The following is a 22,944-nucleotide window of genomic DNA, read 5'->3' on the forward strand; positions in this document are numbered from 1 at the left end:
TTTCGTTCATTTTGCCTGCTAATAGCGGAAGTCTTGTTAATTTTGTGCCTTCGCTGAAGCAGCTTCTGCATAAGCGTTGCAACACTTTTGAGCACAATGGAAATGGAATTGATCACCACATATATCTGTAAAGACTTTGATATAGGCATTCACAACAATATGTTTGGAGGAAAGCTGATGTCGTTGATTGATGATGCAGCGGGTTCCTTTGCTTCCCAAATTTGCGATTCTCCCAACATGGTTACCATCAAAGTAGATGAATTGGTATTCAAAAAAGCGGTGAAATCGGGTGCGATCTTAAAAGTGTATGGAAAGGTGGTACGCTTTGGGAATTCTTCTATTGAAATGTACATGGAAATTCGTAAGCACAATGTGTATACAGGGAATCAGGATTTGGTGACGCATACCAATATGACTTTTGTGCGGATTGATGAAGAGGGGAAATCTTTGCCCATAGCAGAATACATCAAAAAACGTCACGCCCTTCGGATTGAAAAATACGGGAAAGCACTTTTGTTGCCGACCGAAGAAGGTTTTTCTGCCGAATAATGGACTTTTAAGCTTTTGATTTCAGGTAACCTTCCACTTGCTGCAATACATCCCTTTTTTTTCTTCTGGGCAGAAACACTTCAAAATCATTTGTTTTTAGCCCGATATAACCCGATCCTCCCTGGTCGCAGGTTAAAATATCTTGCAGGTTTATAATAATTGATTGACTTACACGAAGGAGATAGGAAACATCGGAACAATCCGTTTCCAGGTTACTGAGTGATCGCGATAGAAGATATGATTCGCCATCCTTACAAAAAATGGTAGTGTAACCACCGGATTGCCCAATCATGTATGCAACACTCGAACAGGCTATATAATGTGTTTTTTTGTTTTTGATAACCGCAATTTTATGGTGGTTATCTAATTGATTTTTAATAGATTCGATTAATCTTTTTTCAGAGATGCGTTTCTTTGCCTTTTCTATTGCCGAAGAAAAACGATCCTTATCAATTGGTTTCAGAACATAATCAATAACGGAATGCTCAAATGCCTGGATTGCAAATTGTTCAAATCCGGTTACTAGAATGACTTCAAAAGTTCGTTTGCTCAGTTGATTCAGTAAATCGAACCCGGTACTGTCGGGCATTAGAATGTCTAGAAAAAGCAAGTCCGTTTTTTGTTGCAGCTCCCTGCTTTCAATAAAGGTATTCAAATTGTCAGATTCGCCGATAATCTTTATTTCCGGATAATATTTTTGAATCAGGATTTGAAGAACCTCTCTATTGGCTTGCTCATCATCAATTAGATATACATTCATATCGGATTGGATTTATAGAGTTGGGGACTGAAAATGAAAATCACCTTTGTTCCGGAATCGGAGCTAATAACTTCCATTGAAGCCACTTGTTTTTGAAATTGCTTATTAAGCGCATCAATTCGTTCGGAAATTAGGTTATTTCCTTTTGACAAATGTTCTTCATTTTTGTTGGAGGAGTTGAATCCTGGTCCATTGTCGCTTATTTGAACAACTAGCTCCTGATTTTGATTGATCTTAAATGAGATCAGAAGTTGCGGATTGTTTTCCTGGAACTTCAAGCCATGCCAAATGGCATTCTCAAAAATGGGTTGAAGTAAAAGTGAGGGGAAATTAAACTCATTGAGTTGACTTTCCGATAAATCAATTTCTTTTCGGATTTCGAAACGGTTTCGGAAACGCAATAGTTCCAATTCCAAATAAGCGTCGATTAATTGTAATTCTTGTTTTACAGAGATGAACTGAGTTTCGCTGTAGTAAAGAATTTTCCGCATGAGATAACTGAATTTTGCCAAGTAATGCGCAGCGTTATCGTTATCGCCTTTTAGGATCAATGCTTGAATGGCTGCGAGGCCGTTACTTAGGAAATGCGGATTCACTTGTGCTTTTACAGCAAGTAATTTGTATTCATTCAATTTGCTTTCCAGTTTGGAGCGTTCTTCACTTCTTTTCTTGCGTCTCAGGTTCATTAAAAGAAGAATGGAAACAATGATTGAAAGAAGAATGACAGCAATTAAAATGTAAAAGATGGTACTTTCCCAAAAAGTTTTTTCAACGGTAAATTGAAATTTTTTAGAGTTTTGAAATTGAATTTTACCATCAATAATTGGGTAAATCTGCAATTGGTAATGACCACTTTTTAATGCGTCAAAATTAATTTTAGTTCCTTGAATAAACTTATTGATACTATTTTCACCTTTCAGTTTGTAATACAGGTCTATTTTTTTTGCATCAAACTGAAGAATATCCAGATCAATTGAGATGGATTTGTTAGGGGGAATTAATTTGGGAAATGAATCTATTCCGAGATTATTTAACAGGAATTTATTTAACCGGATAGTTGGTTTGAAGGGTAATTTATAATCTGCTAATTTCTTAATGATCAGATTATTTCTGTAGGATATGAATAGGCAGTTACGCAGAATACACATGTTTTTGGTTTCACCACTGAAAAAATAGATCCAGGGAAGGTCGGATGAGTTATTGAATTTCTGTATATAAATACCATCATTTCCCTCCAAAATAAGTTGGTCATGAAATATCAAAGCTTTGGAAATCGAAATGCATGGTGATTTGATCTTCCGTATAATTTTGTTTTTTCGGATAATATAGATTCCATCAAATCTGGTGCAGACGAGCATGTTGTTCTTATCCATAAAATGGATTGCAACTATTTGAAGATCTTTCTTGAATGGTCCGAATTTCGAATAAGCATTTGTTTTAAGGTTGTATTTTAAAAGTCCGGTATTCGTTCCGAATAAAACGGTGGAATCGTTTAGACGGATATGACATTTGATGTAACTTATCGGGATTCTAAGTGATTTATAGGGATGGGGAAGTGAAACCAGGTTCTTCCAGGTGGTTTTGGTAAGAGAAACTCTGGAAATAAAGTACATATTATCATGATCTATAAACGATTCGAAAAAGATGTTTCTGAAGTGTTTAATCGTTTTGATTTTTTTAAAATCGGAAGTGAAAATGGATAACCCGTTGGATGAGTTAAAAAGCAGAGAATTTTTATAAAGTGAAATACTATAGATCCCGTCTTGATAGGGCACTCTTATTTTTGTGTTTAACGTATCACTTTGCGCGATCTTGGTAAGCATGTAATCCTGATATCTGAAGACTCCTCCGTTCATATTTCCAACAAGATCCTTCTTGAGGATATGGGCAGTGGATGTGGCGGTGAAGTTATAGTGAATCCGATCATGAATGTTTGAAGAGATAAAAACACCTTTGCTGTTAAATGAAACCGCAATTCCGCCAGATCTTAACGGAGCGACACCTCCTATGATCTCACCTTTGAAATGATGATGAATAAGATTGCCTTCCAAATCTAATTCCATCAAACCATTAAATGTGCAAAGCCATAATCGGTTATGAAAACATTCGAAGAACAAAACACGGCTAAAGTCTAAAGCGGTTAAATGGTTGTCCTCTTTTTTGAACAGTTTCATGCAAATCAGCAGGTAGGTTTTGTTTCCGACCTTTATTTGACTTTCTCTTGAATCGGGAGTAAATATTTTTTTGAAATGAAAGGCTTGCTTACTTTCAGGGAATTCAATGTTTATATCATTGGAGTTTTTTGCGAATCTGCTTCCTTGATATCTGGTAAATGGGAAGCTTTTTTTTGAATTGTATACAAATTTGAATGGACCGGTTTTTGAATACTCGAATTCATAGTAATGCAGAATCTTTTTGCTCTTAAAAGAATATTTTAAAAAATCGGAGAAGGTGCAAATGTAGATACCATTAGGAGTCCAATTTAACTTGGCAAAACGGAGTTCCGGTGATTTGAATTCGGATAAATTTTTTGGTCCGATCCAAATCGCTTTGTCATTTTGCAATTTGAAGAGTTCATTTTGCGAATTAAGAAGATAGGTGTTTCCATGTGGATCTTTTTCAAAATCATACATGATTCGTCTTTCTATGGGAAGGTTGGTACAAATAGGAATGAACTTTTCCCCGTCGTATTTCATCGGACCGTATTGTGTTCCGACAATCAAATAGCCTTTTTCATCGTAATTGATGTCATAACATTCATTGGATAATAATCCTTGTTCCTGATCTAGAAATTTTCCATACAATTCTTGCCCTTTTGCGGGGCGAACAAGCAGAAAGAATAGAATTATGAGATAGATTAATTTCACCATACAAGATTACTAAAAAGAGACGATAGTTTTTATCGTCTCTTGCGTTTGATTTAGGTAGTGGTTCTTTGAAAGTGAATGAAGGTATTTATGTAGAGGTATAATTGATTCACCTTTTGATGTCACAAATAGACTACATCCTCTGGTTTTAAAATGACCATTTAATGAATGAAATGACCATTTAGCTCGTTTCTATGATTTTTTTTAGTGTATTCCATCAAATCCGGACAAGAGAATTTTTAATTTGGATTATCTTTGAAGGGTTATAAAAAACAAAAAGCGATTAGATGGAACAACAAGCACCCTACAAATCAAAAAATAATATCCGAATTGTAACAGCAGCGTCGTTGTTTGACGGACATGATGCGGCAATCAATATCATGCGCCGAATTATTCAATCTACGGGTTGTGAGGTGATTCATTTGGGACATGACCGTTCTGTGGAAGAGGTTGTTGATACGGCAATTCAGGAAGATGCACAGGCAATTGCGATGACATCTTATCAAGGTGGGCATACGGAATACTTCAAATACATGCACGATTTATTGAAGGAAAAAGGTGCGCCGCATATCAAGATTTTCGGTGGAGGAGGAGGAACGATTCTCCTTTCTGAGATCGAAGAATTACAAAATTACGGAATCACACGTTTGTATCACCCGGATGATGGTCGTTCACTTGGACTTCAAGGAATGATCAATGATTTGGTGGAGCGTTCCGATTATCCTGTTGGGGATGTATTGAATGGGGAAATCAACCATTTGGCAGAAAAGCATGTTCCATCGATTGCTCGTTTGATTTCTGCTGCGGAGAATTATCCGCAGATGGCTGCTCCGGTTATGGAGCAAGTGCACCAGATGGCTGCGAAAAATCAGGTTCCTGTATTAGGAATTACAGGTACCGGTGGTGCCGGTAAATCATCTTTGGTCGATGAGTTGGTTCGTCGATTCCTGATGGATTTTACAGATAAGCAAATCGCGGTGGTTTCTGTCGATCCATCGAAACGCAAGACAGGTGGTGCTTTGTTGGGAGACAGAATTCGAATGAATGCCATTAAAAACAGCCGCGTTTACATGCGTTCGTTGGCTACACGTCAATCGAATCTGGCTTTGTCCAAACATGTGGCTGAAGCGATCCAAATCTTGAAAGCAGCTAATTATGATTTGATTATTTTGGAGACTTCCGGAATCGGTCAATCCGATACGGAGATCCTGGATCACTCGGATGTTTCTTTATACGTGATGACTCCGGAATACGGAGCTGCAACACAGTTGGAAAAAATTGACATGTTGGATTTTGCAGATGTTATTGCATTGAATAAATTCGACAAAAGAGGAGCATTGGACGCATTGAGAGATGTGCGTAAACAATACCAACGCAACCACAATCTTTGGGAGGAACCAGTAGATTCAATGCCGGTTTTCGGTACGATCGCTTCCCAGTTCAACGATCCGGGAATGAATACTTTGTATAAAGTGATCATGGATAAAGTGAAGGAGAAGACAAAGGCTCCATTGGATTCTAAATTTGAGATCACCAAGGAAATGTCTGAAAAAATCTTTGTGATTCCACCGGATAGAACCCGTTATCTTTCTGAAATATCTGAGAATAACCGAAGTTTTGATAAATGGGTTGACAAACAGGTAGAAGTTGCTGAAAGATTGTATGGATTGACAAAATCAATTGAAACGATCTCGGCGAGTTCCATGGATGACAAGGATCGTTTGGTGAAGGGCGTTCAAGAAGCGCTTGAAAATGAAAAACGAAATTTGGATCCGCATAATTGGGATATTATCCAAAATTGGGAAGCTAAGAAAGCAACGTATACAGCTCCTGAATTTATCTTTAAGGTGCGAGATAAGGAATTGAGAATGGCGACGCATACAGAATCGTTGTCGCATTCACAAATCCCGAAAGTTGCTTTGCCTAAGTATAAATCCTGGGGAGATATTTTACGTTGGTCATTGCAAGAAAATGTTCCGGGAGAATTCCCATATACTTCCGGTTTGTTCCCCTTTAAAAGGGAAGGGGAAGATCCGACACGTATGTTTGCCGGTGAAGGAGGTCCTGAGAGAACCAATCGTCGTTTCCATTACGTGAGTTTGGGAATGCCGGCAAAACGCTTGTCTACGGCATTTGACTCCGTTACTTTATACGGAAATGATCCGGATTTGAGACCGGATATCTACGGTAAAGTAGGAAATTCCGGAGTGTCGATCTGCTGTTTGGATGATGCGAAAAAACTGTATTCAGGTTTCGATCTGTCGCACCCGGCTACTTCCGTTTCGATGACGATCAACGGACCTGCACCCATGTTATTGGGCTTTTTCATGAATGCTGCGATTGATCAGAATTGTGAGAAATACATCAAGGCAAACGACCTGGAGAAAGAAGTGGAGGCAAAGATTGCAGCTATTTATAAGTCAAAAGGAGTAGAGCGACCAAGTTATCAAGGACCGCTTCCGGAAGGAAATAACGGTCTGGGATTATTCTTGTTAGGAGTAACAGGTGACCAGGTACTTCCTGCGGATATTTATAATGAAATCAAAGTGGAAACCCTGAAACAGGTTCGTGGAACGGTTCAAGCGGATATTTTGAAAGAAGATCAGGCTCAAAACACCTGTATTTTCTCCACTGAGTTTGCATTGCGCTTGATGGGTGATGTTCAGCAGTACTTTATTGAGAAACAAGTACGTAATTTCTATTCTGTTTCCATTTCAGGTTATCACATTGCGGAAGCAGGAGCAAATCCGATTACGCAGTTGGCATTCACATTGGCAAATGGGTTCACATATGTAGAATACTATTTGAGTCGTGGAATGGATATCAACGATTTCGGACCGAACCTATCGTTCTTCTTCTCCAATGGAATTGATCCTGAATATGCCGTAATCGGTCGTGTTGCCAGAAGAATCTGGGCAAAGGCATTGGCTAAGAAATACGGGGCGAATCCGCGTGCACAAATGCTGAAGTATCACATTCAGACATCCGGGCGCTCATTGCATGCTCAAGAAATTGATTTCAATGATATCCGTACAACTTTGCAAGCATTGTATGCGATCTATGATAACTGTAATTCATTGCATACCAATGCATACGATGAAGCAATTACGACTCCTACGGAAGAATCTGTTCGCAGAGCAATGGCCATTCAGTTGATCATTAACCGGGAGTTAGGGTTGGCTAAAAATGAAAATCCATTGCAAGGTTCCTTCATTATCGAAGAATTGACGGATTTGGTTGAGGCTGCGGTACTGACAGAGTTCGATCGCATTACAGAACGTGGAGGAGTTTTAGGTGCAATGGAAACAATGTACCAACGATCCAAAATCCAGGAAGAATCCTTGTATTATGAAACGTTGAAACACAATGGCGAATTCCCGATCATTGGTGTGAATACCTTCCTGAGTTCGAAAGGCTCACCAACAGTTGAACCCAAAGAGGTTATTCGTGCGTCAGAAGAGGAGAAACAGTATCAGATCACGATGTTGGAGATCCTTCATACAAGCCACAAGGATAAATTGGATGAGTTGTTGAATGAACTTCAACGATCGGCTATTCAGAATAAGAATTTGTTCGAACAATTGATGGAAGTATGTAAATATGCTTCGCTTGGTCAGATAACGAAATCGTTATTTGAAGTTGGTGGACAATACAGACGAAACATGTAATTTATTCACTTTAAGTAATTTAATCCCTTCTTCTGCACTGTTAGAGGAAGGGATTTTTGTTTGGAATAATTGTTAATTAATAGTTTTAAGTAATTTATTTAACGGTTCATTTTTTTGATAAATCTGTGAAGGTTTAAAATTTTGTACAACCTGACGAATATTTATAATCGTCTGCTGAATATGTATAATTTACTAAAAGGTTAGTTAGTTGAGAATTTAACTAGCTCATTTTGAGGTGTTTTTTGGAACAATAGTTTCACATACTTTTGTTTCAAACACTAAAACATGAACTTACTTACTACTCTTGCGTGCCTATTTTGGGCTTTCGCGTGGACCAAAGCGTCCGCTCAGGATCAAATGGTTCCTCCACAATTAGCAAATGTCCCATCTTATCTTCCTGCAATAACCTCGGTTTATGGAGATACGTGGGTTGCGAACAATTCCGAAGCGGTGATTGCTCTGGAGAATTGTTTCACCAATCGGATGAAGTATCAAATCGAACCTTTGACAGTAAATGACAAGTATCCTTTGCTTTCATCGTTTCCTTTAATGAACCGATACAATCCAACGATTGTGGCTATTAACTATAGCCAGTTCAACCCGGAAACATTTATTCCGATTACGTACAATCTTCCATTTTTCAGTGACCAAAAACAAGTCATTCGAGTGGATGGAACGGATTACATTATTGTCATTGACCCTATCCTCACAAAACACTAATCATGAAAAAGCTACTACTCATTTTGGGATTTTCATCCACTTTAGCGAGTTCATTCTCACAGGTCTACAATATGCCTTCAGGTACCAATACGGTGAGTACCTGTAATGGAACATTCTATGATTCCGGAGGTTCCGGATCTAATTATGGTTATGGACAGAACCGTACATATACCATCTGTCCGGGTGTTGCCGGAAATAAAGTCCGGGTGAATTTTACATCATTTGTCACAGAGAACGGATATGATTTTTTGTATATCTATGACGGTGCAAATACTTCTGCCCCCTCTCTTGGTACCTATTCCGGAACATCCGGTCCGGGTATTGTACAAGCCACACCGAGTAATGCTTCCGGTTGCTTAACCTTCCGATTCACTTCTGATGGAAACTTTATTTTTACATCTACTTATGCAGGTTGGTTAGGAACGATCAGTTGCATTGTCCCATGTCAAACGATCACATCTAACTGGGTAAGTTCGAATGAGGCTCCGGAACCGGATGGTATTATCCGGCTTTGTCAAGGTCAAAGTGTAAACTTGGAGGGGAGCGGAACATTTAGCTCTTCCGGAACAGGAGCCACTTATGCATGGACGATGGGGAACGGTGTGACTGTGAGCGGTGCCAATATCAATTACACTTATCCTGCAGTAGGAAGCTACTTGGCTAACTTAGTTATTACGGACCCTTCAGGATGTGTGAATAACAATTCCATCAATCGAAATATTGAGATTTCCACCACGCCCACTATATCAACTTCTGCAACACCATCAACATTGTGCACCAATCAGACGGCTAGTTTGGCCGCCAATGTCACGATGACACCTTATAATGTGAATTGTTCACCACCGGTTTCCGGTACTACATTTTTACCCGATGGATCGGGGGTTTCTTACACGACTGCAATCACTACCAATTGTTATAGTCCGACCGCAACGGTAACTGCAGCAGCAGATATTACGAACGTATGTTTGAATATTGAACATTCGTATATGGGAGATTTGGATATCCGTTTGATTTGCCCGAACGGACAATCTATCAGTTTAAAAGATTATCCCGGAGGAGGTGGTACTTACCTCGGTAGTGCTTTGGATGATGGAGGAACAGGACCGGGAGTCGGAGCTACTTATTGTTTTACTCCATCAGCTAGTGTGTTATTGGTAAGTGGTGGAACCGTGACAGCAGGTAATCCCGCCTGGAATTCCATAACTCCTGGAAATTATATGCCGGTTAACTCATTTGCCAATTTGATCGGTTGTCCGCTAAATGGGAATTGGACCATCCAGGTAACGGATCACCTTGCAGCCGATAACGGTTATATCTTTAACTGGGATATCAATTTCAATGCATCTCTTTTATCTGCAGCATCCTTTACACCAACAATTGTTTCTCAAGGCTGGGTGGCCGCTCCAACACTTTCCAATACGGGTGCAACAACAGCTAACGTGACTCCGACCAATCAAGGGACTCCTTGTTTTACTTATAGCGTCACGGATAATTTCGGATGTACTTATACACAACCTCAATGTATTACGGTGAACTGTGGTGCTTCTTTACCAGTTGGCTTGGTCAATTTCGAAGCGACCGCTTTGGATAATAACTCGGTAAGATTGAACTGGGAAACAAGTTCTGAGCAAGACAATGATTATTTCACTGTTGAAAGATCATTGAGCGGATCTGACGGTTGGGAAGCAATCGGGATTGTCAGCGGAGCAGGTAATTCTGAAACACCGAAGTACTATTCAATGATGGATCATCTGCCATTGAGCGGTGTTTCTTACTACCGATTGAAACAAACGGATTACAATGGTCAGGAACGCATCCATGAGATGGAATCTGTTTACATTGATATTGCAGGAGTGGGTGATTTGGTGTTGTTCCCGAATCCGGCAACGGACTTGGTAACCGTGAAAGGAGATTTGGTTTCCTTAAGCACTTTCAAATTGATGAATTCCATGGGACAGGATATTCGATTAAATGTGACATCCTATAAACAAGGGGATGGAACTTTGGTATTGGACATTTCTTCGTTAAGATCTGGTGTCTACATGGTTAAAAACGGCTCAAAAGTATATTCCTTAATAAAGCAATAGAAATAACTTCATATAAAAGGTTGATCTGTGATGGCAGATTAACCCTTTTTTGGATCAAAATTGATTGATCAGGAAATTATTTTGAATTTATTTTACCTGTTAATTTTAGGAACAAAGTTGTTGATTTTTTTTATAATTAGCTTTTTGATGATTGTTTTATAACATTGGTCGATTATTTCTTTATGTTCAAAATTAGATCAAAATGAGTTCTTAATTTTAACATTTTAGTTATAGTTCTTTACAGTTTATTTCATTTATATTTAACTCGTTATAGAACTATTTACTTATGAAATTACTACTACTAAAGGGAGCTCTCACCTTCCTGTTGGTAAAGATGAGTTTTCTGTCCTTCGGGCAAACTGTCTCCCAACAATTGAATTCAGAAGAAATTGCAAATCGGGTTGCGTATGTGCACGGAAATGATTTTGTTCTGAATAATCCGACACTTGTTACTGCATTGGGAGATGTGATGAGACATCGCATTGAATATAGTATCTCTCCTCAAACGCAAGATGAGAAGTATCCTTTGCTTTCTTCTTTTCCGCTGATGGCAAAAGCTAATCCGGCAATTCAAGGGGCGAATTTTGCCAATTTCAATCTGGGTACATTCAATCCATTGGTGTACAATCTTGAATTCTTTTCAGATAAGATCCAAGTAATGCGTATTGATAATACGAACTACATCATGATCATTAAACCTATCACAAGAAACTAGCCATGAGAAATACATTAAATAACTTCAGAGCCTTGCGAGTTAAACTGGTTCTTTTTGTTGGATTGGTTGTTCTTGGTAATATGGGTTGGTCACAAGGTGGAAACACACCTTGTACGGCAACTGCAATAACTGAGTCTGCATCATGCTCATATAGTATTAGTGGAACAACAGTTGGTGCAACCTATCAGACGAATGCGAATAATGGAGGGACTCCTTCATGCGGTAGTCCGGGTGCACCCGATGTTTGGTTTGTGTTTACCGCAGCTGCGACAGGGAATTACACCATTGATTTGAATACGGGAGGTATTACGGATAGTGGTATGGGAATTTATGGTGGTGCGGCTTGTAACTCACTAACTGAGATTTCGTGTGATGATGACAGTTCACCCAATGGTTTGATGTCTATGATCACAACCTCGTTAACTGCGGGAACTACTTATTACATAAGAGTTTGGGCTTATGGAGGATCTGCAACAGGAACATTTAGTATGTGCTTAACCGCTCCGGCTGTAATGCCTCCGGGATCCATTGTAATGCCAACATCTGGAAGTACAACTGCATGCAGTGGAAACTTTTACGATGGTGGAGGATTATCTGATTATTCCAATTCAGATACGCGTGTTTTCACCATTTGTCCTTCAACTGCCGGAGCAAAATTGCAATTGGTCTTTAGTGCTTTCCAAACGGAAAGTGTGGATTATTTGGAAATTTTTGATGGGAACTCGGTTGCAGCGCCATCTTTGGGAACTTTTTCGGGAACAACCAGTCCGGGTACGGTTCAGGCTACACCAAGTAATGCGAGTGGTTGTTTAACTTTCCGATTTACCTCAGATGTTTCAATAGTTTATTCTGGTTGGGTTGCAGCAATTTCATGTATAATACCTTGTCAGACAATCACCTCCAACTGGGTGAGTTCAAATGAGGCACCAATGGGAGACGGTGTGATCCGTATTTGTCAGGGACAAAGTGTCAATTTGGTTGGTAGTGGAACTTTCGGTACTTCTGCAACAGGAGCAACCTATTCCTGGACAATGGGGAACGGTGTGACCGTGAGCGGTGCAAATATCAATTACACTTATCCGGCTGTTGGAAGTTACTTAGCGAACTTGGTTATTACGGATCCAAATGGATGTACAAATACGAATTCCATCAACAGAAATATTCAAGTTTCTACGACACCAACCATTACGACTTCTGCAACACCATCTACACTTTGTACGAATCAGACCTCGGCCTTAGCAGCTACGGTTACAATGAATCCTTATACGGTCAATTGTACACCGCCGGTTTCAGGAACTACTTTCTTACCGGATGGTTCAGGAGCTTCTTATTCCACTTCAATTACAACCAATTGTTATAGTCCGACGGCAACAGTTACTGCTGAGACAGATATCACAAACATTTGTTTGAATATGGAGCATTCCTATTCCGGTGATTTATCCATGCAGATTATCTGTCCGAATGGACAAAGTGTCAGTTTGATTACTTACCCGGCCGGGACGTCGTCGGCTAATCTAGGAACTCCTTGGGCAACGGCTACTGTAGATGGAAGTTCATCAACGACCACACCGGGAGTAGGAGCAACTTACTGTTTTACGACCGGGGGTGCATCCTGGGCTACCGGAGCACTAACAGGAGGGACTTTTTTAAGTGGTAATGGTCCTTCAACCTATACCGATTCTTATATGCCTGCAGGAAACTATGCTCCAATGCAAAGTTTTGCCGGTTTGATCGGTTGTCCGCTCAACGGGAGCTGGACGATTTCGGTAACTGATAATTTGGCATCCGATAACGGATATATCTTTAACTGGGATATCAATTTCAGTGCGGCATTATTATCTGCATCTTCCTTTACACCGACCATTGTTTCACAAGGATGGGTTGCTGCGCCAACGCTTTCTAACGTGAATGCTACAAACGCAAACGTGACTCCGACCAATCAAGGAACTCCTTGTTTCACTTACAGTGTTACGGATAATTTCGGGTGTACTTATACACAACCTCAATGTATTACCGTGAACTGTGGAACTTCACTTCCAATCGGATTGGTTAGTTTCGAAGCGATTGCTTTGGATAATAACTCGGTAAGATTGAACTGGGAAACAAGCTCAGAACAAGACAATGATTACTTCACAATTGAAAGATCATTAAGCGGATCTGATGGCTGGGAAGCAATCGGGATTGTTAGTGGGGCAGGAAATTCTGAAACACCGAAGGACTATTCAATGATGGATAATCTGCCATTGAGCGGTGTTTCTTACTACCGATTGAAACAAACGGATTACAATGGTCAGGAGCGGGTTCATGAAATGGAGTCTGTTTACATTGACATTGCAGGAGTGGGGGATTTGGTGTTGTTCCCGAATCCTGCAACGGACTTGGTAACTGTGAAAGGAGATCTGGTTTCCTTAAGTACCTTCAAGTTACTGAATGCAATGGGACAGGATGTTCGCTTGAATGTAACTTCTTACAAACAAGGGGATGGAACATTGGTTTTGGATATTTCTTCATTGCGATCCGGAGTTTATCTGGTTAAGAATGGCTCCAAAGTGTATTCGTTGGTAAAACAATAAAGACAAATTTGAATAATCAAGGAAGGCTTCTGTCAATTGACGGAAGCCTTTTTTAGTTTTTGATAACAGTTGAAGCCCGTTTCATTTGAAATTTATTCCCTATTTTGTAATCAAATAATGAAAAGATGAAGAGTCTAATTGGAATTGCGGTTGGTGTATTGTTGATTGGGAGTGCTGTTTCTTGTGGTGCTAAGGAAGAGAAAGCGAAAACTGAAGTGGATCAAAAGAAACCTGAGTACAAAGCATATGATTTGGTTCAGAATCTGAAAATAGTAAAAGACCTTCAGGCGAGTGCGGAGGCGAAGAATCAATCGATTTCGTTGAAACTGAGTAAGGATTTGCTAAATAAGGGAAATGGATTCTACTGGTTTCAGGTTGTTCAACATGTAGGGAACTCTACGATAGTGAAGATGAATATTACAGTGCATGAGAAGACGTTCAAAGTGCTGATACGCGATGACGAGAGTGGTGAAAATTTAAGCCCGGAGGATTATCAAGAGAAGAATCCGGTTAAATAATGTTCAGACTCTGTCCAGGACGTATTGAATCAGCGCATTCATTTCTTTTTCATATCCCTTACTGAATTCCATTCGTGGTCTGTTTGCAATTCCCAAACAGATGGTGATACACTCATGCCCCATTGCTTTTCCCAGAGCGAAAAGGGCGGAACTTTCCATTTCAAAATTGACGATGCGGGTTTCTCCGAATGAGAATTGTTCGAGTTTCTCATTGATTTCGGGTGTTTTCGTCCCCAATCTAAGTGATCTTCCTTGCGGAGCATAGAAGCCCGAGCTTGTTACTGTAATGCCTTTATGCACTTTTTCACCGTCCAGCTTTTCTAACAGGGCATCCGAACCTGCAGAACAATAAGGGGTTATTTCGGTTGGAAATCCGACAAAGGAATCCAGGGAATCTGCGATGGATTTTTCCTCTGCATTGAATTCGATGGGATAGAAATGAGCTACGTTATCAATTCCAACGGCATGACTCGATAAGATGTAACTGTGAACATCAATATCCGCTTGAAGAATTCCACAGGTTCCGATACGAATTAAATTTAGGGAAGTCGTAATGGTCTTGTTTTCCCGATTTTTCAAATCGATGTTCACCAGTGCGTCCAGTTCATTGATGACAATGTCGATATTATCTGTTCCAATGCCTGTTGAGAGCGCTGTGATCCGTTTTCCGCGATAAGTTCCGGTGTGACAAACAAATTCACGGTGCTTTGATTTATGGGTGATCTCGTCAAAAAAAGCTGAAATTGCAGCAACGCGATCCTGATCCCCAACCAATAAAACGGTGTGCGCCAGATCATCCGGGGAAATACCTAAATGATAGACATGTCCCTTTGAATCTAATACCAATTCTGATGCAGGATACTTCATAATAATTCAAAATTCAAATTGCAAAATTCAAAATCGATAAGGTGACTGTGTGGAGTCGAAGTCCCTTTCAATTATTTCCCGATACTTCCGAATACTTTGGATAATAAATCCGTTACACGTGCTGCAGGGTCCTTGCGAATTTTGTTTTCTTCCTTTTCAACCATCTGAAATAAACCGGCAACGGCTCTTTCAGTAACATATTGGTTCAGGTCAGGATTGATTTTTGCTCCTCCCGTCAGACTCATTGCATTATTGTATTTCGTGATGATAGGGTTCCAGTATTCAGTCAGTTTTACTTTTGAAATAGCCTCTTTCACTTTTGGTGAGAATGCTGTAACTAATTTGGAGGTAGTGTTGTCCTTTAGAAAGCGTGTTGCAGCTCCGTCTCCACCATTCAGTATACTGAATCCATCTGAAATACTCATATTCAGGATTGCATCTTTGAAAATCGGTAAAGCTTCTTTTGTTGCCTCTTCAGCGGCTCTGTTCAAAGTTGTCTCAAATTTTTCAACTTGTGATCCCAATCCCCAATCCATGGCTTTCTCACGAACTTTTAAAGCATCCGGAGGGAAAGGTAAACGGATTGCATCATTTTTCAAGAAACCATCTGTTATAGAGGTTAAATTCACTGAGTTCTGAATTCCAACTGTCAATGCTTCCTTCAAACCTGAAATCACTTCCGTGTTCGTTAAAGACGGAGTTGTACTCGTGCCACCGTTATTGATCGTACTTGCAGCTTCTTTTATCGTGTCACATCCGGATAAAACGATTATAAAACTACTTAAAGCCAATATTGTAGTGAATTTTCTCATGGGATTATTTTTTATGTTCAAACTTAAGAATAATTTTGTCCATAGTTCAAAAACAGTACCATGATTAATGTTGAAATTATTTCTATCGGAGATGAACTCTTAATTGGACAGACGATTAATACGAATGCTTCATGGATGGGGGCTCAGTTAGCCGGTAATGGAATCAAGGTTTCTCATGTTGTAACGATATCGGATACCTGGGAAGCAATTACTACTGCTTTGGAAGATGCCGGCAAACGAAGTCAGGTGGTTTTGATTACCGGAGGCTTGGGACCGACAAAGGACGATATCACGAAACAGGTTCTGTGTTCTTATTTCAATACGAAGTTGGTATTGGATCAAAATGTGCTGAACCATGTGGAATCGTTCTTCATCAAAAGGAACCGTCCGATGCTGGAGGTGAATAAGCTGCAGGCAATGGTTCCCGAAGCTTGTGAAGTGTTGTTCAATGAGCAGGGAACGGCTCCGGGGATGTGGTTCGAAAAGGAGGGCGTTATCTTCGTCTCGATGCCCGGAGTTCCTTATGAAATGAAATACCTGGTGGAAACCTATGTTATTCCTCGATTGATTGAACGGTATCCTGTAAAGAAACTGATTCAGAAGACCTATTTGACCCAGGGAATCGGGGAGTCATTTTTGGCTGATAGATTAACTGATTGGGAAAACCAATTGCGTGAAGAGGGATTGGATTTGGCATATTTACCTTCTCCAGGGATGGTTAAGTTGAGAATCAGTTCCAGTTCCGGAAATCAATCGCGTGTTGCATTTTATGGTGAAGAATTGAAGCGTATGATTCCTGCATACCTGTATGGTGAAGATGAGGAGTCATTGCCGGAAGTGATAGGTAAATTATTACTGGAAAAAGGAGAAACTGTCGGGACGGTGGAAAGTTGTACAGGTGGAAGTATTATGGCGAGCTTGACGAGTATTTCGGGTTCTTCGAATTATGTACTCGGCGGACTGATCACCTATAGCAACGACTTGAAAATGAAATTGGCGGACGTGAGTTCTCAGACTTTGGAGGATTTTGGGGCGGTATCGGAAGAGGTCGTACTTGAAATGGCTGCCGGTGGAAAGAAGACCTTGGGTGTTGATTGGTCCATTTCAGTTTCCGGAATTGCAGGTCCTTTGGGAGGAAGTGATGAGAAGCCGGTTGGAACAGTTTGGATCGCAATTGATGGTCCGAAAGGGAAAATTTCCCGCAAGTTTTTGTTCGGTACAGATCGGCAAAGAACAGTGCAAATGACAGTGCTAACAGCTTTAAACTTGTTGCGTTGCGAAATTTTAGGAATAAATATTGAAAAAAAGCAAGATTAATGTTGCTTAATTGTGGGAATTTGTTTTTCTTTGCACCCGCTTTTAGAATAAGGAAAATATAAAATACAATGTCACGAGTTTGTCAAATCACAGGAAAGTCGGTAATGGTCGGGAACAACGTTTCTCACTCAAACCGCAAAACTAAACGCAAGTTTTACCCGAACTTGTTAACTAAGAAGTTCTACGTACCAGAAGACGATATGTATGTTACATTGAAGATTTCTGCGTCTGCTTTGAGAACTATTAATAAGAAAGGTATTTCTGCGTGTATGAAAGAAGCGCGTGAGAAGGGGTATTTGAAATAAATCCTGATTCGGTCACGAAAGTGATTAATCGTAAAGAGTTAAAAAATGGCTAAGAAAGCAAAAGGAAATAGAATCCAGGTTATTTTAGAGTGCACTGAGCACAAAGAGTCTGGAATGGCGGGAACATCTCGTTATATCACGATGAAGAATCGTAAAAATACGCCTGATCGTTTGGAGATTAAAAAATTCAATCCGGTCTTGAAGCGTTATACCCTTCATAAGGAAATTAAGTAAGAGAAAACGTAGTTTTCGATTTGAAGCCTGCTATGGTAGGAATACCTTCAGATTAAAAACATAAAAAAATAAGTCATGGCTAAGAAAGTAGTAGCATCCCTACAAAAAGGTGGAGGAAAAGAGCACACGAAAGTAATCAAGATGATCAAGTCTGAAAAATCTGGTTCTTTCACATTTAAAGAAGAGATTGTACACAACGACAAAGTAAAAGACTGGTTTACGAAGTAAACCCATTTCTTTAAGTTGTAAACTCGATATTGTTTTAAAACCTCTCCGCCTCAGCGGAGGGGTTTTTTTTGTATTTTTGAACTATGGCATTATTTGGTTGGTTTTCGAAAGAGAACAAAGAAACACTTGATAAAGGACTTGAAAAAACGAAGGAAAGTTTTTTTGGTAAGTTAACCCGCTCACTTGTTGGTAAATCTCGCGTTGATGATGAGGTTCTGGATGAATTGGAAGAGATTTTAATCAGTTCGGATGTCGGTGTAAATACCACTTTGAAAATTATTGATCGAATCAATGAGCGCGTTTCCAGAGATAAATATGTGGGAACGGATGAGCTAAATAAAGTGCTTAAGGAAGAAATCGCAGCTCTGCTATCTGAAAATGAGAGCGACGGACCGAGTGAATATAACATTCCCAGTCACAACGGTAATCCGCATGTAATCATGGTAGTTGGCGTAAATGGAGTAGGTAAAACTACTTCCATTGGAAAATTGGCAAATCAATTCAAAAAGGCCGGTAAGAAAGTGGTTCTCGGAGCTGCCGATACATTCCGTGCTGCCGCGGTGGATCAATTGATCATCTGGTCGGAGCGGGTTGGTGTTCCGATTGTCCAGCAAGGAATGGGTGCCGATCCTGCATCGGTTGCATTTGATGCATTGAGTTCTGCCAAAGCACAAGGAGCTGATGTCGTGATTATCGATACGGCAGGAAGGTTACATAACAAGGTAAATCTGATGAATGAACTTTCCAAAATCAAGCGTGTGATGGAAAAAGTGATTCCGGATGCACCTCACGAAATTTTATTGGTTTTGGATGGTTCGACAGGTCAGAATGCTTATGAGCAAGCCAAACAATTTGCTTTGGCAACCTCATTGACAGGGCTTATCATTACTAAATTAGACGGAACAGCTAAAGGTGGAGTTGTAATCGGTATCTCGGATCAAATGAGTATTCCTGTCAGATTTATCGGTGTTGGAGAAGGGATTGAAGATCTTCAGGTTTTCCACAAGGAAGAATTCGTTTCATCTATTTTTGGGGAATAACTGAAAGCGAATCATTTAAATTTACAATTTGCTAATTCATAAACTAAGTTTGTAATTTAAGGTGTAAATTCGTGTTACTCTATAGTCTCATGAAGTCATCTTTCAATAAAACCTACGCAATAGTAAGTTATTGCACCTTGATCGGCTGGATAATAGCCCTTACTCAAGTTTCATCTTCTTCAGGAGAAGAGCGAAAGTTTACAGCTTTCCATTTAAGGCAAATGCTCATTCTGATGTTGATTGGCGCAGCTGTAAGTATTCTGGATACCATATTCTTTTTCATCCCATTTTTAGGGATTATCGTCATTAATATTCTTTCATTGGCAATTTTCATCTGCTGGTTGATATGTCTGATCTCTGCCATTCAGGGAGAAAAGAGGTATATACCTTTTGTTGGGAAAGGGGGAGAGAATATACTGGGTGATATGTTTGAGTAAATTCCAACGCTGTTAATAAGTTTATGTTAAAATATAAACTTGTCAATTTTGATTTTCGTTTTTTTTTAGTAACATTGGTTCGCTAAAACTAGAATTGGGTACTCTAAATCAATTATTTCCAAGTTAACGATTGGGGTACTCTGTTCAAAAATGAAAAACTGCTTTTATGAAAACTAACGGAGTAAAACTACGTGCCCTCTTCGCATGTCTGTTTTTCTCACTGCTCTCCAATGGAGTATTGGGTCAAACAAATGGCGTTGTTCGCTGCTACACAGATGAAAATGATGCAATCTTGCATGCCAATCACCCGGAATTGGAATCATCCCAACAATTTGAACAATGGATTCAATCTGAAATTTCAGCAAATATGGCCGCTGGAAAAATCATCGGTGGTGTCTATCAGATTCCGGTTGTGGTTCATGTCATCCATAATGGAGAGGCTGTAGGAACAGCCAGTAATGTGAGTTATGCAGCTATTCAATCTCAGATTGATGTGCTTAACGAGGATTTCAGGAGAATGTTCGGTTCGAATGGTTGGAATACAAATCCGGTGGGTGCAGATACACAAATCGAATTCTGTTTGGCTAAAAGAAGACCGGATGGATCTGCGTTTCCTGTTGGAGAAGATGGAGTGAATCGAATCAATCGAACCACTGCCGGATTTACAGCACCTCCTTTCAGCACGACTTATATTGATGCGACGATTAAAACCTATACTTATAATGGTGGTGTTCCGACAGCAACAAGAGGTTGGTCTCCGGACAAATACATGAATATCTGGTTGTGTAACATCAGTGGGGGAATCCTTGGTTATGCACAGTTTCCTCAATCTCCATTAGGAGGAATGGGATGCGGTACACCTGTAGCTGCAACAGATGGAGTGGTTTTTCTTTACAACTCGATCGGTAAAAGTTCCGTAACAGGTTTTTCTGGTCCTTACAATGAAGGTCGCACGGCAACACATGAAATTGGTCACTGGCTTGGGCTACGCCACATTTGGGGCGATGGTGGATGTACGGTAGATGATTACTGTAATGATACACCTGAAGCAGCAGCGGCTAATTATGGCTGTCCTACAATTAATAGTTGTACTAATGCGCCTGATCCCGGAAATGATATGGTTGAAAACTATATGGATTATACGGACGATTTGTGTATGAGTGTTTTTACCAATGATCAGAAACAACGGATGCGTGCCGTATTGGAAGGATCAGCTTTAAGGGTTGCACTAATAAATTCGGACGCCTGTACTCCTCCAAATCCAAGTGATGCTTCAGTAACAGATGTCTTTGCTCCGATTGGTGATAACTGTGCTGGTGCTATAACACCTAGTGTTCAGTTGAAAAACAGGGGTTCAAACAATTTGACATCTGCAACAATTGCCTATAAGATTGACAATGGAACTGCTGTAACATTTAGCTGGACAGGGAATCTAACTCCCAATTCAACAGCAACAGTAAGTTTACCTGCATTTACGGCAACTTTAGGAACACACACATTTAGAGCTTATTCGACACTTCCGAACGGAGTGACTGATCCTTATGCAGTTTACGACACTTCAGGAATTGATTTTGTGGTTTCCAATGGTATTATGCCGAATTACACACAGGATTTTGAAAGTCAATCTTTTCCTCCGGATGTAAAATGGAGAATCGATAATGTAAATGGCGACTGTTACAAATGGTCACCTGCTTCCGGTATCTCTTCTACAGGAAGTTTTGTAAATAATATTGCTCAAGTTCCTTGTTATGGAAATGGTTCCACTACAAATGAGGATTTTTATACACCTGTCTTCTTGTTGCCTTGTAATGCAACTGCCGCTACGTTGAAATTTGATGTGGCTTATAGAAAAAGGACAGCTACTTCCAATGATCAATTAATTGTCCAAATTTCTACAGACTGTGGTACTACCTGGACAAACGTCTATAGCAAAACAGGAAATGTATCTCCATTCTTATACCAAAATGCAACGGTTTTGGCATCCGAATACTTCCCAACGGTAGCTACCGATTGGAGAACAGAAACTATTGATTTAATGTCTTATGTTACTGCAACATCGGATAATATTCGCTTCCGCTTCAGAGGAGTTTCCGCGAATGGAAATAACATCTTCATTGATAATGTGAAGTTTGAAGGAACAACTCCGGGAGAAATTAATTTGACTTCCGCAAGTGTCGATGTATTGGATGGTGGTTATTATAACTATGCAAATACGCAGGTAGGAGGCTCAACAACTGCAACTTTTACAGTGACAAATACAGGGACAACGAATCTTACCTTAACGAATCCGATTACAGTGACTGGAACCGGTTTCACTTTAGGTACCGGTTTCGGAACAACAACTGTGACACCTGGTTCAACAACGACCTTCACGGTAGTGTTTTCTCCCGCTTCGGCAGGAAGTTTCACTGGAAATGTTCAGTTCGCAACCAATGATTGTGATGAAGGAACCTATAATTTTGTATTGAATGGATTGGGAATGGTCAGTCCACCGGTTGCTGATTTCTCAGCTTCTTCAACAACAGTTTGTCAGGGAGGAACAGTAACCTTCACTAATTTGTCAACGTTAGCGACTTCATACGCATGGACATTCGCTGGAGGAACACCGGGAACTTCTACAGCTACTAATCCTACGGTGACTTACAATACTGCCGGAACTTATGCGGTAACATTAGTTGCAACCAATGCAAACGGTTCAGATACAGAAACGAAAACGGCTTATATCACCGTTGTTAGTTCGACAGCGACAGCTTTACCTTTAAATGAAGGGTTTACGGCAACGACATTTGTTCCAACTTCATGGTCGTTGATCAATAACAACGCTTCACCGACATCTTGGGCTAGAACAACAGCTGCAGGACTTGCTCCTACGGCTGGAAATGCCATGTGGTTCAACAACTTTGCATACAACGATTCGGATGATGATGTCGTAAGATTAAAACCGGTGATCTTTACTGGTCTTTCTTCTGCTCAAATGACTTTCGATGTTGCTTATGCACCATACGATGCAACTAACTTTGATGGTTTGGAGGTCTTGGTTTCTACCAATTGTGGTTCTACTTTTACAAGTGTTTACTCCAAGTCCAATACAACGTTGGCAACTGCAGCTGCAACTACTTCGGCATTTACTCCAACTACTGCTCAGTGGAGAACAGAAACAATAAACCTGACACCTTATGTGGGACAGGCAAATGTGATTATTGCCTTCAAAAATTTATCTGGTTACGGAAACAATCTATATGTTGAT

General features: G+C 40.0%; 18 protein-coding genes. 14 read left to right on the forward strand and 4 right to left on the reverse strand.

Annotation, left to right across the window (positions count from 1 at the left end; translation table 11 throughout):
• Window positions 1–96 precede the first annotated feature (96 nt).
• Window positions 97–549, forward strand: a complete 453-nt coding sequence (locus AAG807_RS13790; protein WP_341905013.1) for a hotdog domain-containing protein — start codon at window positions 97–99, stop codon at window positions 547–549.
• 7 nt (window positions 550–556) lie between these two features.
• Here AAG807_RS13790 and AAG807_RS13795 read toward each other — a convergent pair whose 3' ends face one another.
• Together AAG807_RS13795 and AAG807_RS13800 are read right to left on the reverse strand one after the other, a co-directional pair.
• A complete protein-coding gene (locus AAG807_RS13795) occupies window positions 557–1,309 on the reverse strand; it encodes a LytTR family DNA-binding domain-containing protein (protein WP_341905016.1) in 753 nt (250 codons plus the stop codon).
• On the reverse strand, window positions 1,306–4,179 hold the full coding sequence (locus AAG807_RS13800; RefSeq protein WP_341905019.1) for a histidine kinase: 2,874 nt from the start codon (window positions 4,177–4,179) through the stop codon (window positions 1,306–1,308). Before AAG807_RS13800 ends, AAG807_RS13795 begins: the two co-directional genes overlap by 4 nt.
• 284 nt (window positions 4,180–4,463) lie before the next feature.
• Between AAG807_RS13800 and AAG807_RS13805 the strand changes: the two genes are divergently transcribed.
• From AAG807_RS13805 to AAG807_RS13830, 6 genes are all read left to right on the forward strand, one after another.
• Window positions 4,464–7,844 (forward strand): methylmalonyl-CoA mutase family protein, encoded by a 3,381-nt coding sequence (locus AAG807_RS13805; protein WP_341905020.1) that lies wholly within the window; start codon window positions 4,464–4,466, stop codon window positions 7,842–7,844.
• Between the two features lie 285 nt (window positions 7,845–8,129).
• Window positions 8,130–8,564 carry a hypothetical protein gene (locus AAG807_RS13810; protein ID WP_341905022.1) on the forward strand — a complete coding sequence of 145 codons (435 nt, stop codon included), beginning with the start codon at window positions 8,130–8,132 and terminating at the stop codon, window positions 8,562–8,564.
• A gap of 2 nt (window positions 8,565–8,566) precedes the next feature.
• Entirely contained in the window at window positions 8,567–10,651 is a 2,085-nt protein-coding gene (locus tag AAG807_RS13815) for a PKD domain-containing protein (RefSeq protein WP_341905025.1), read from the forward strand.
• A 286-nt stretch (window positions 10,652–10,937) separates the two neighbouring features.
• Window positions 10,938–11,366, forward strand: a complete 429-nt coding sequence (locus tag AAG807_RS13820) for a hypothetical protein (protein WP_341905028.1) — start codon at window positions 10,938–10,940, stop codon at window positions 11,364–11,366.
• 2 nt (window positions 11,367–11,368) lie between these two features.
• Entirely contained in the window at window positions 11,369–13,939 is a 2,571-nt protein-coding gene (locus AAG807_RS13825; RefSeq protein ID WP_341905031.1) for a PKD domain-containing protein, read from the forward strand.
• A 125-nt stretch (window positions 13,940–14,064) separates the two neighbouring features.
• Window positions 14,065–14,457, forward strand: coding sequence for a hypothetical protein (locus AAG807_RS13830; RefSeq protein ID WP_341905032.1), 393 nt, complete (start codon window positions 14,065–14,067; stop codon window positions 14,455–14,457).
• A 3-nt stretch (window positions 14,458–14,460) separates the two neighbouring features.
• Here AAG807_RS13830 and AAG807_RS13835 read toward each other — a convergent pair whose 3' ends face one another.
• Window positions 14,461–15,324, reverse strand: coding sequence for a nucleoside phosphorylase (locus AAG807_RS13835; protein WP_341905035.1), 864 nt, complete (start codon window positions 15,322–15,324; stop codon window positions 14,461–14,463).
• 71 nt (window positions 15,325–15,395) lie between these two features.
• Window positions 15,396–16,136: a DUF4197 domain-containing protein gene (locus AAG807_RS13840; RefSeq protein WP_341905039.1), complete on the reverse strand. Its 741-nt coding sequence runs from the start codon at window positions 16,134–16,136 to the stop codon at window positions 15,396–15,398.
• Between the two features lie 60 nt (window positions 16,137–16,196).
• On the opposite strand from AAG807_RS13840, the gene AAG807_RS13845 reads away from it, so the two are divergent.
• The 7 genes from AAG807_RS13845 to AAG807_RS13875 all read left to right on the forward strand — a co-directional run.
• Window positions 16,197–17,453, forward strand: coding sequence for a competence/damage-inducible protein A (locus tag AAG807_RS13845; RefSeq protein ID WP_341905041.1), 1,257 nt, complete (start codon window positions 16,197–16,199; stop codon window positions 17,451–17,453).
• 68 nt (window positions 17,454–17,521) lie between these two features.
• Complete coding sequence (rpmB, locus tag AAG807_RS13850) at window positions 17,522–17,758, forward strand: 50S ribosomal protein L28 (protein ID WP_341905044.1); 237 nt, start codon at window positions 17,522–17,524, stop codon at window positions 17,756–17,758.
• A 45-nt stretch (window positions 17,759–17,803) separates the two neighbouring features.
• Window positions 17,804–17,992, forward strand: coding sequence for a 50S ribosomal protein L33 (gene rpmG, locus AAG807_RS13855; protein ID WP_294860688.1), 189 nt, complete (start codon window positions 17,804–17,806; stop codon window positions 17,990–17,992).
• 75 nt (window positions 17,993–18,067) lie between these two features.
• Window positions 18,068–18,220 carry a DUF4295 domain-containing protein gene (locus AAG807_RS13860; protein ID WP_341905049.1) on the forward strand — a complete coding sequence of 51 codons (153 nt, stop codon included), beginning with the start codon at window positions 18,068–18,070 and terminating at the stop codon, window positions 18,218–18,220.
• 83 nt (window positions 18,221–18,303) lie between these two features.
• Entirely contained in the window at window positions 18,304–19,260 is a 957-nt protein-coding gene (ftsY, locus tag AAG807_RS13865; RefSeq protein WP_341905051.1) for a signal recognition particle-docking protein FtsY, read from the forward strand.
• An 89-nt stretch (window positions 19,261–19,349) separates the two neighbouring features.
• Window positions 19,350–19,697, forward strand: a complete 348-nt coding sequence (locus AAG807_RS13870; protein WP_341905054.1) for a hypothetical protein — start codon at window positions 19,350–19,352, stop codon at window positions 19,695–19,697.
• Window positions 19,698–19,863: 166 nt separating this feature from the next.
• A partial coding sequence (locus AAG807_RS13875; protein ID WP_341905057.1) for a M43 family zinc metalloprotease occupies window positions 19,864–22,944 on the forward strand: 3,081 nt, incomplete at its 3' end.

Origin of the sequence: Fluviicola taffensis DSM 16823 (assembly GCF_943372375.1) — a bacterium.
GTDB lineage: Bacteria > Bacteroidota > Bacteroidia > Flavobacteriales_D > Crocinitomicaceae > Fluviicola > Fluviicola taffensis_A.

What these genes read in the sequence shown, in the direction of transcription:
- AAG807_RS13825 (WP_341905031.1), top strand. Translation starts at nt 11,369, where the DNA reads ATGAGAAATACATTAAATAACTTCAGAGCCTTGCGAGTTAAACTGGTT.
- AAG807_RS13845 (WP_341905041.1), top strand. Translation starts at nt 16,197, where the DNA reads ATGATTAATGTTGAAATTATTTCTATCGGAGATGAACTCTTAATTGGA.
- rpmG (WP_294860688.1), top strand. Translation starts at nt 17,804, where the DNA reads ATGGCTAAGAAAGCAAAAGGAAATAGAATCCAGGTTATTTTAGAGTGC.
- AAG807_RS13840 (WP_341905039.1), bottom strand. Translation starts at nt 16,136, where the DNA reads ATGAGAAAATTCACTACAATATTGGCTTTAAGTAGTTTTATAATCGTT.
- rpmB (WP_341905044.1), top strand. Translation starts at nt 17,522, where the DNA reads ATGTCACGAGTTTGTCAAATCACAGGAAAGTCGGTAATGGTCGGGAAC.
- AAG807_RS13815 (WP_341905025.1), top strand. Translation starts at nt 8,567, where the DNA reads ATGAAAAAGCTACTACTCATTTTGGGATTTTCATCCACTTTAGCGAGT.
- AAG807_RS13870 (WP_341905054.1), top strand. Translation starts at nt 19,350, where the DNA reads ATGAAGTCATCTTTCAATAAAACCTACGCAATAGTAAGTTATTGCACC.
- AAG807_RS13800 (WP_341905019.1), bottom strand. Translation starts at nt 4,179, where the DNA reads ATGGTGAAATTAATCTATCTCATAATTCTATTCTTTCTGCTTGTTCGC.
- AAG807_RS13860 (WP_341905049.1), top strand. Translation starts at nt 18,068, where the DNA reads ATGGCTAAGAAAGTAGTAGCATCCCTACAAAAAGGTGGAGGAAAAGAG.
- AAG807_RS13820 (WP_341905028.1), top strand. Translation starts at nt 10,938, where the DNA reads ATGAAATTACTACTACTAAAGGGAGCTCTCACCTTCCTGTTGGTAAAG.
- AAG807_RS13805 (WP_341905020.1), top strand. Translation starts at nt 4,464, where the DNA reads ATGGAACAACAAGCACCCTACAAATCAAAAAATAATATCCGAATTGTA.
- AAG807_RS13790 (WP_341905013.1), top strand. Translation starts at nt 97, where the DNA reads ATGGAAATGGAATTGATCACCACATATATCTGTAAAGACTTTGATATA.
- AAG807_RS13810 (WP_341905022.1), top strand. Translation starts at nt 8,130, where the DNA reads ATGAACTTACTTACTACTCTTGCGTGCCTATTTTGGGCTTTCGCGTGG.
- AAG807_RS13795 (WP_341905016.1), bottom strand. Translation starts at nt 1,309, where the DNA reads ATGAATGTATATCTAATTGATGATGAGCAAGCCAATAGAGAGGTTCTT.
- AAG807_RS13830 (WP_341905032.1), top strand. Translation starts at nt 14,065, where the DNA reads ATGAAGAGTCTAATTGGAATTGCGGTTGGTGTATTGTTGATTGGGAGT.
- AAG807_RS13835 (WP_341905035.1), bottom strand. Translation starts at nt 15,324, where the DNA reads ATGAAGTATCCTGCATCAGAATTGGTATTAGATTCAAAGGGACATGTC.
- ftsY (WP_341905051.1), top strand. Translation starts at nt 18,304, where the DNA reads ATGGCATTATTTGGTTGGTTTTCGAAAGAGAACAAAGAAACACTTGAT.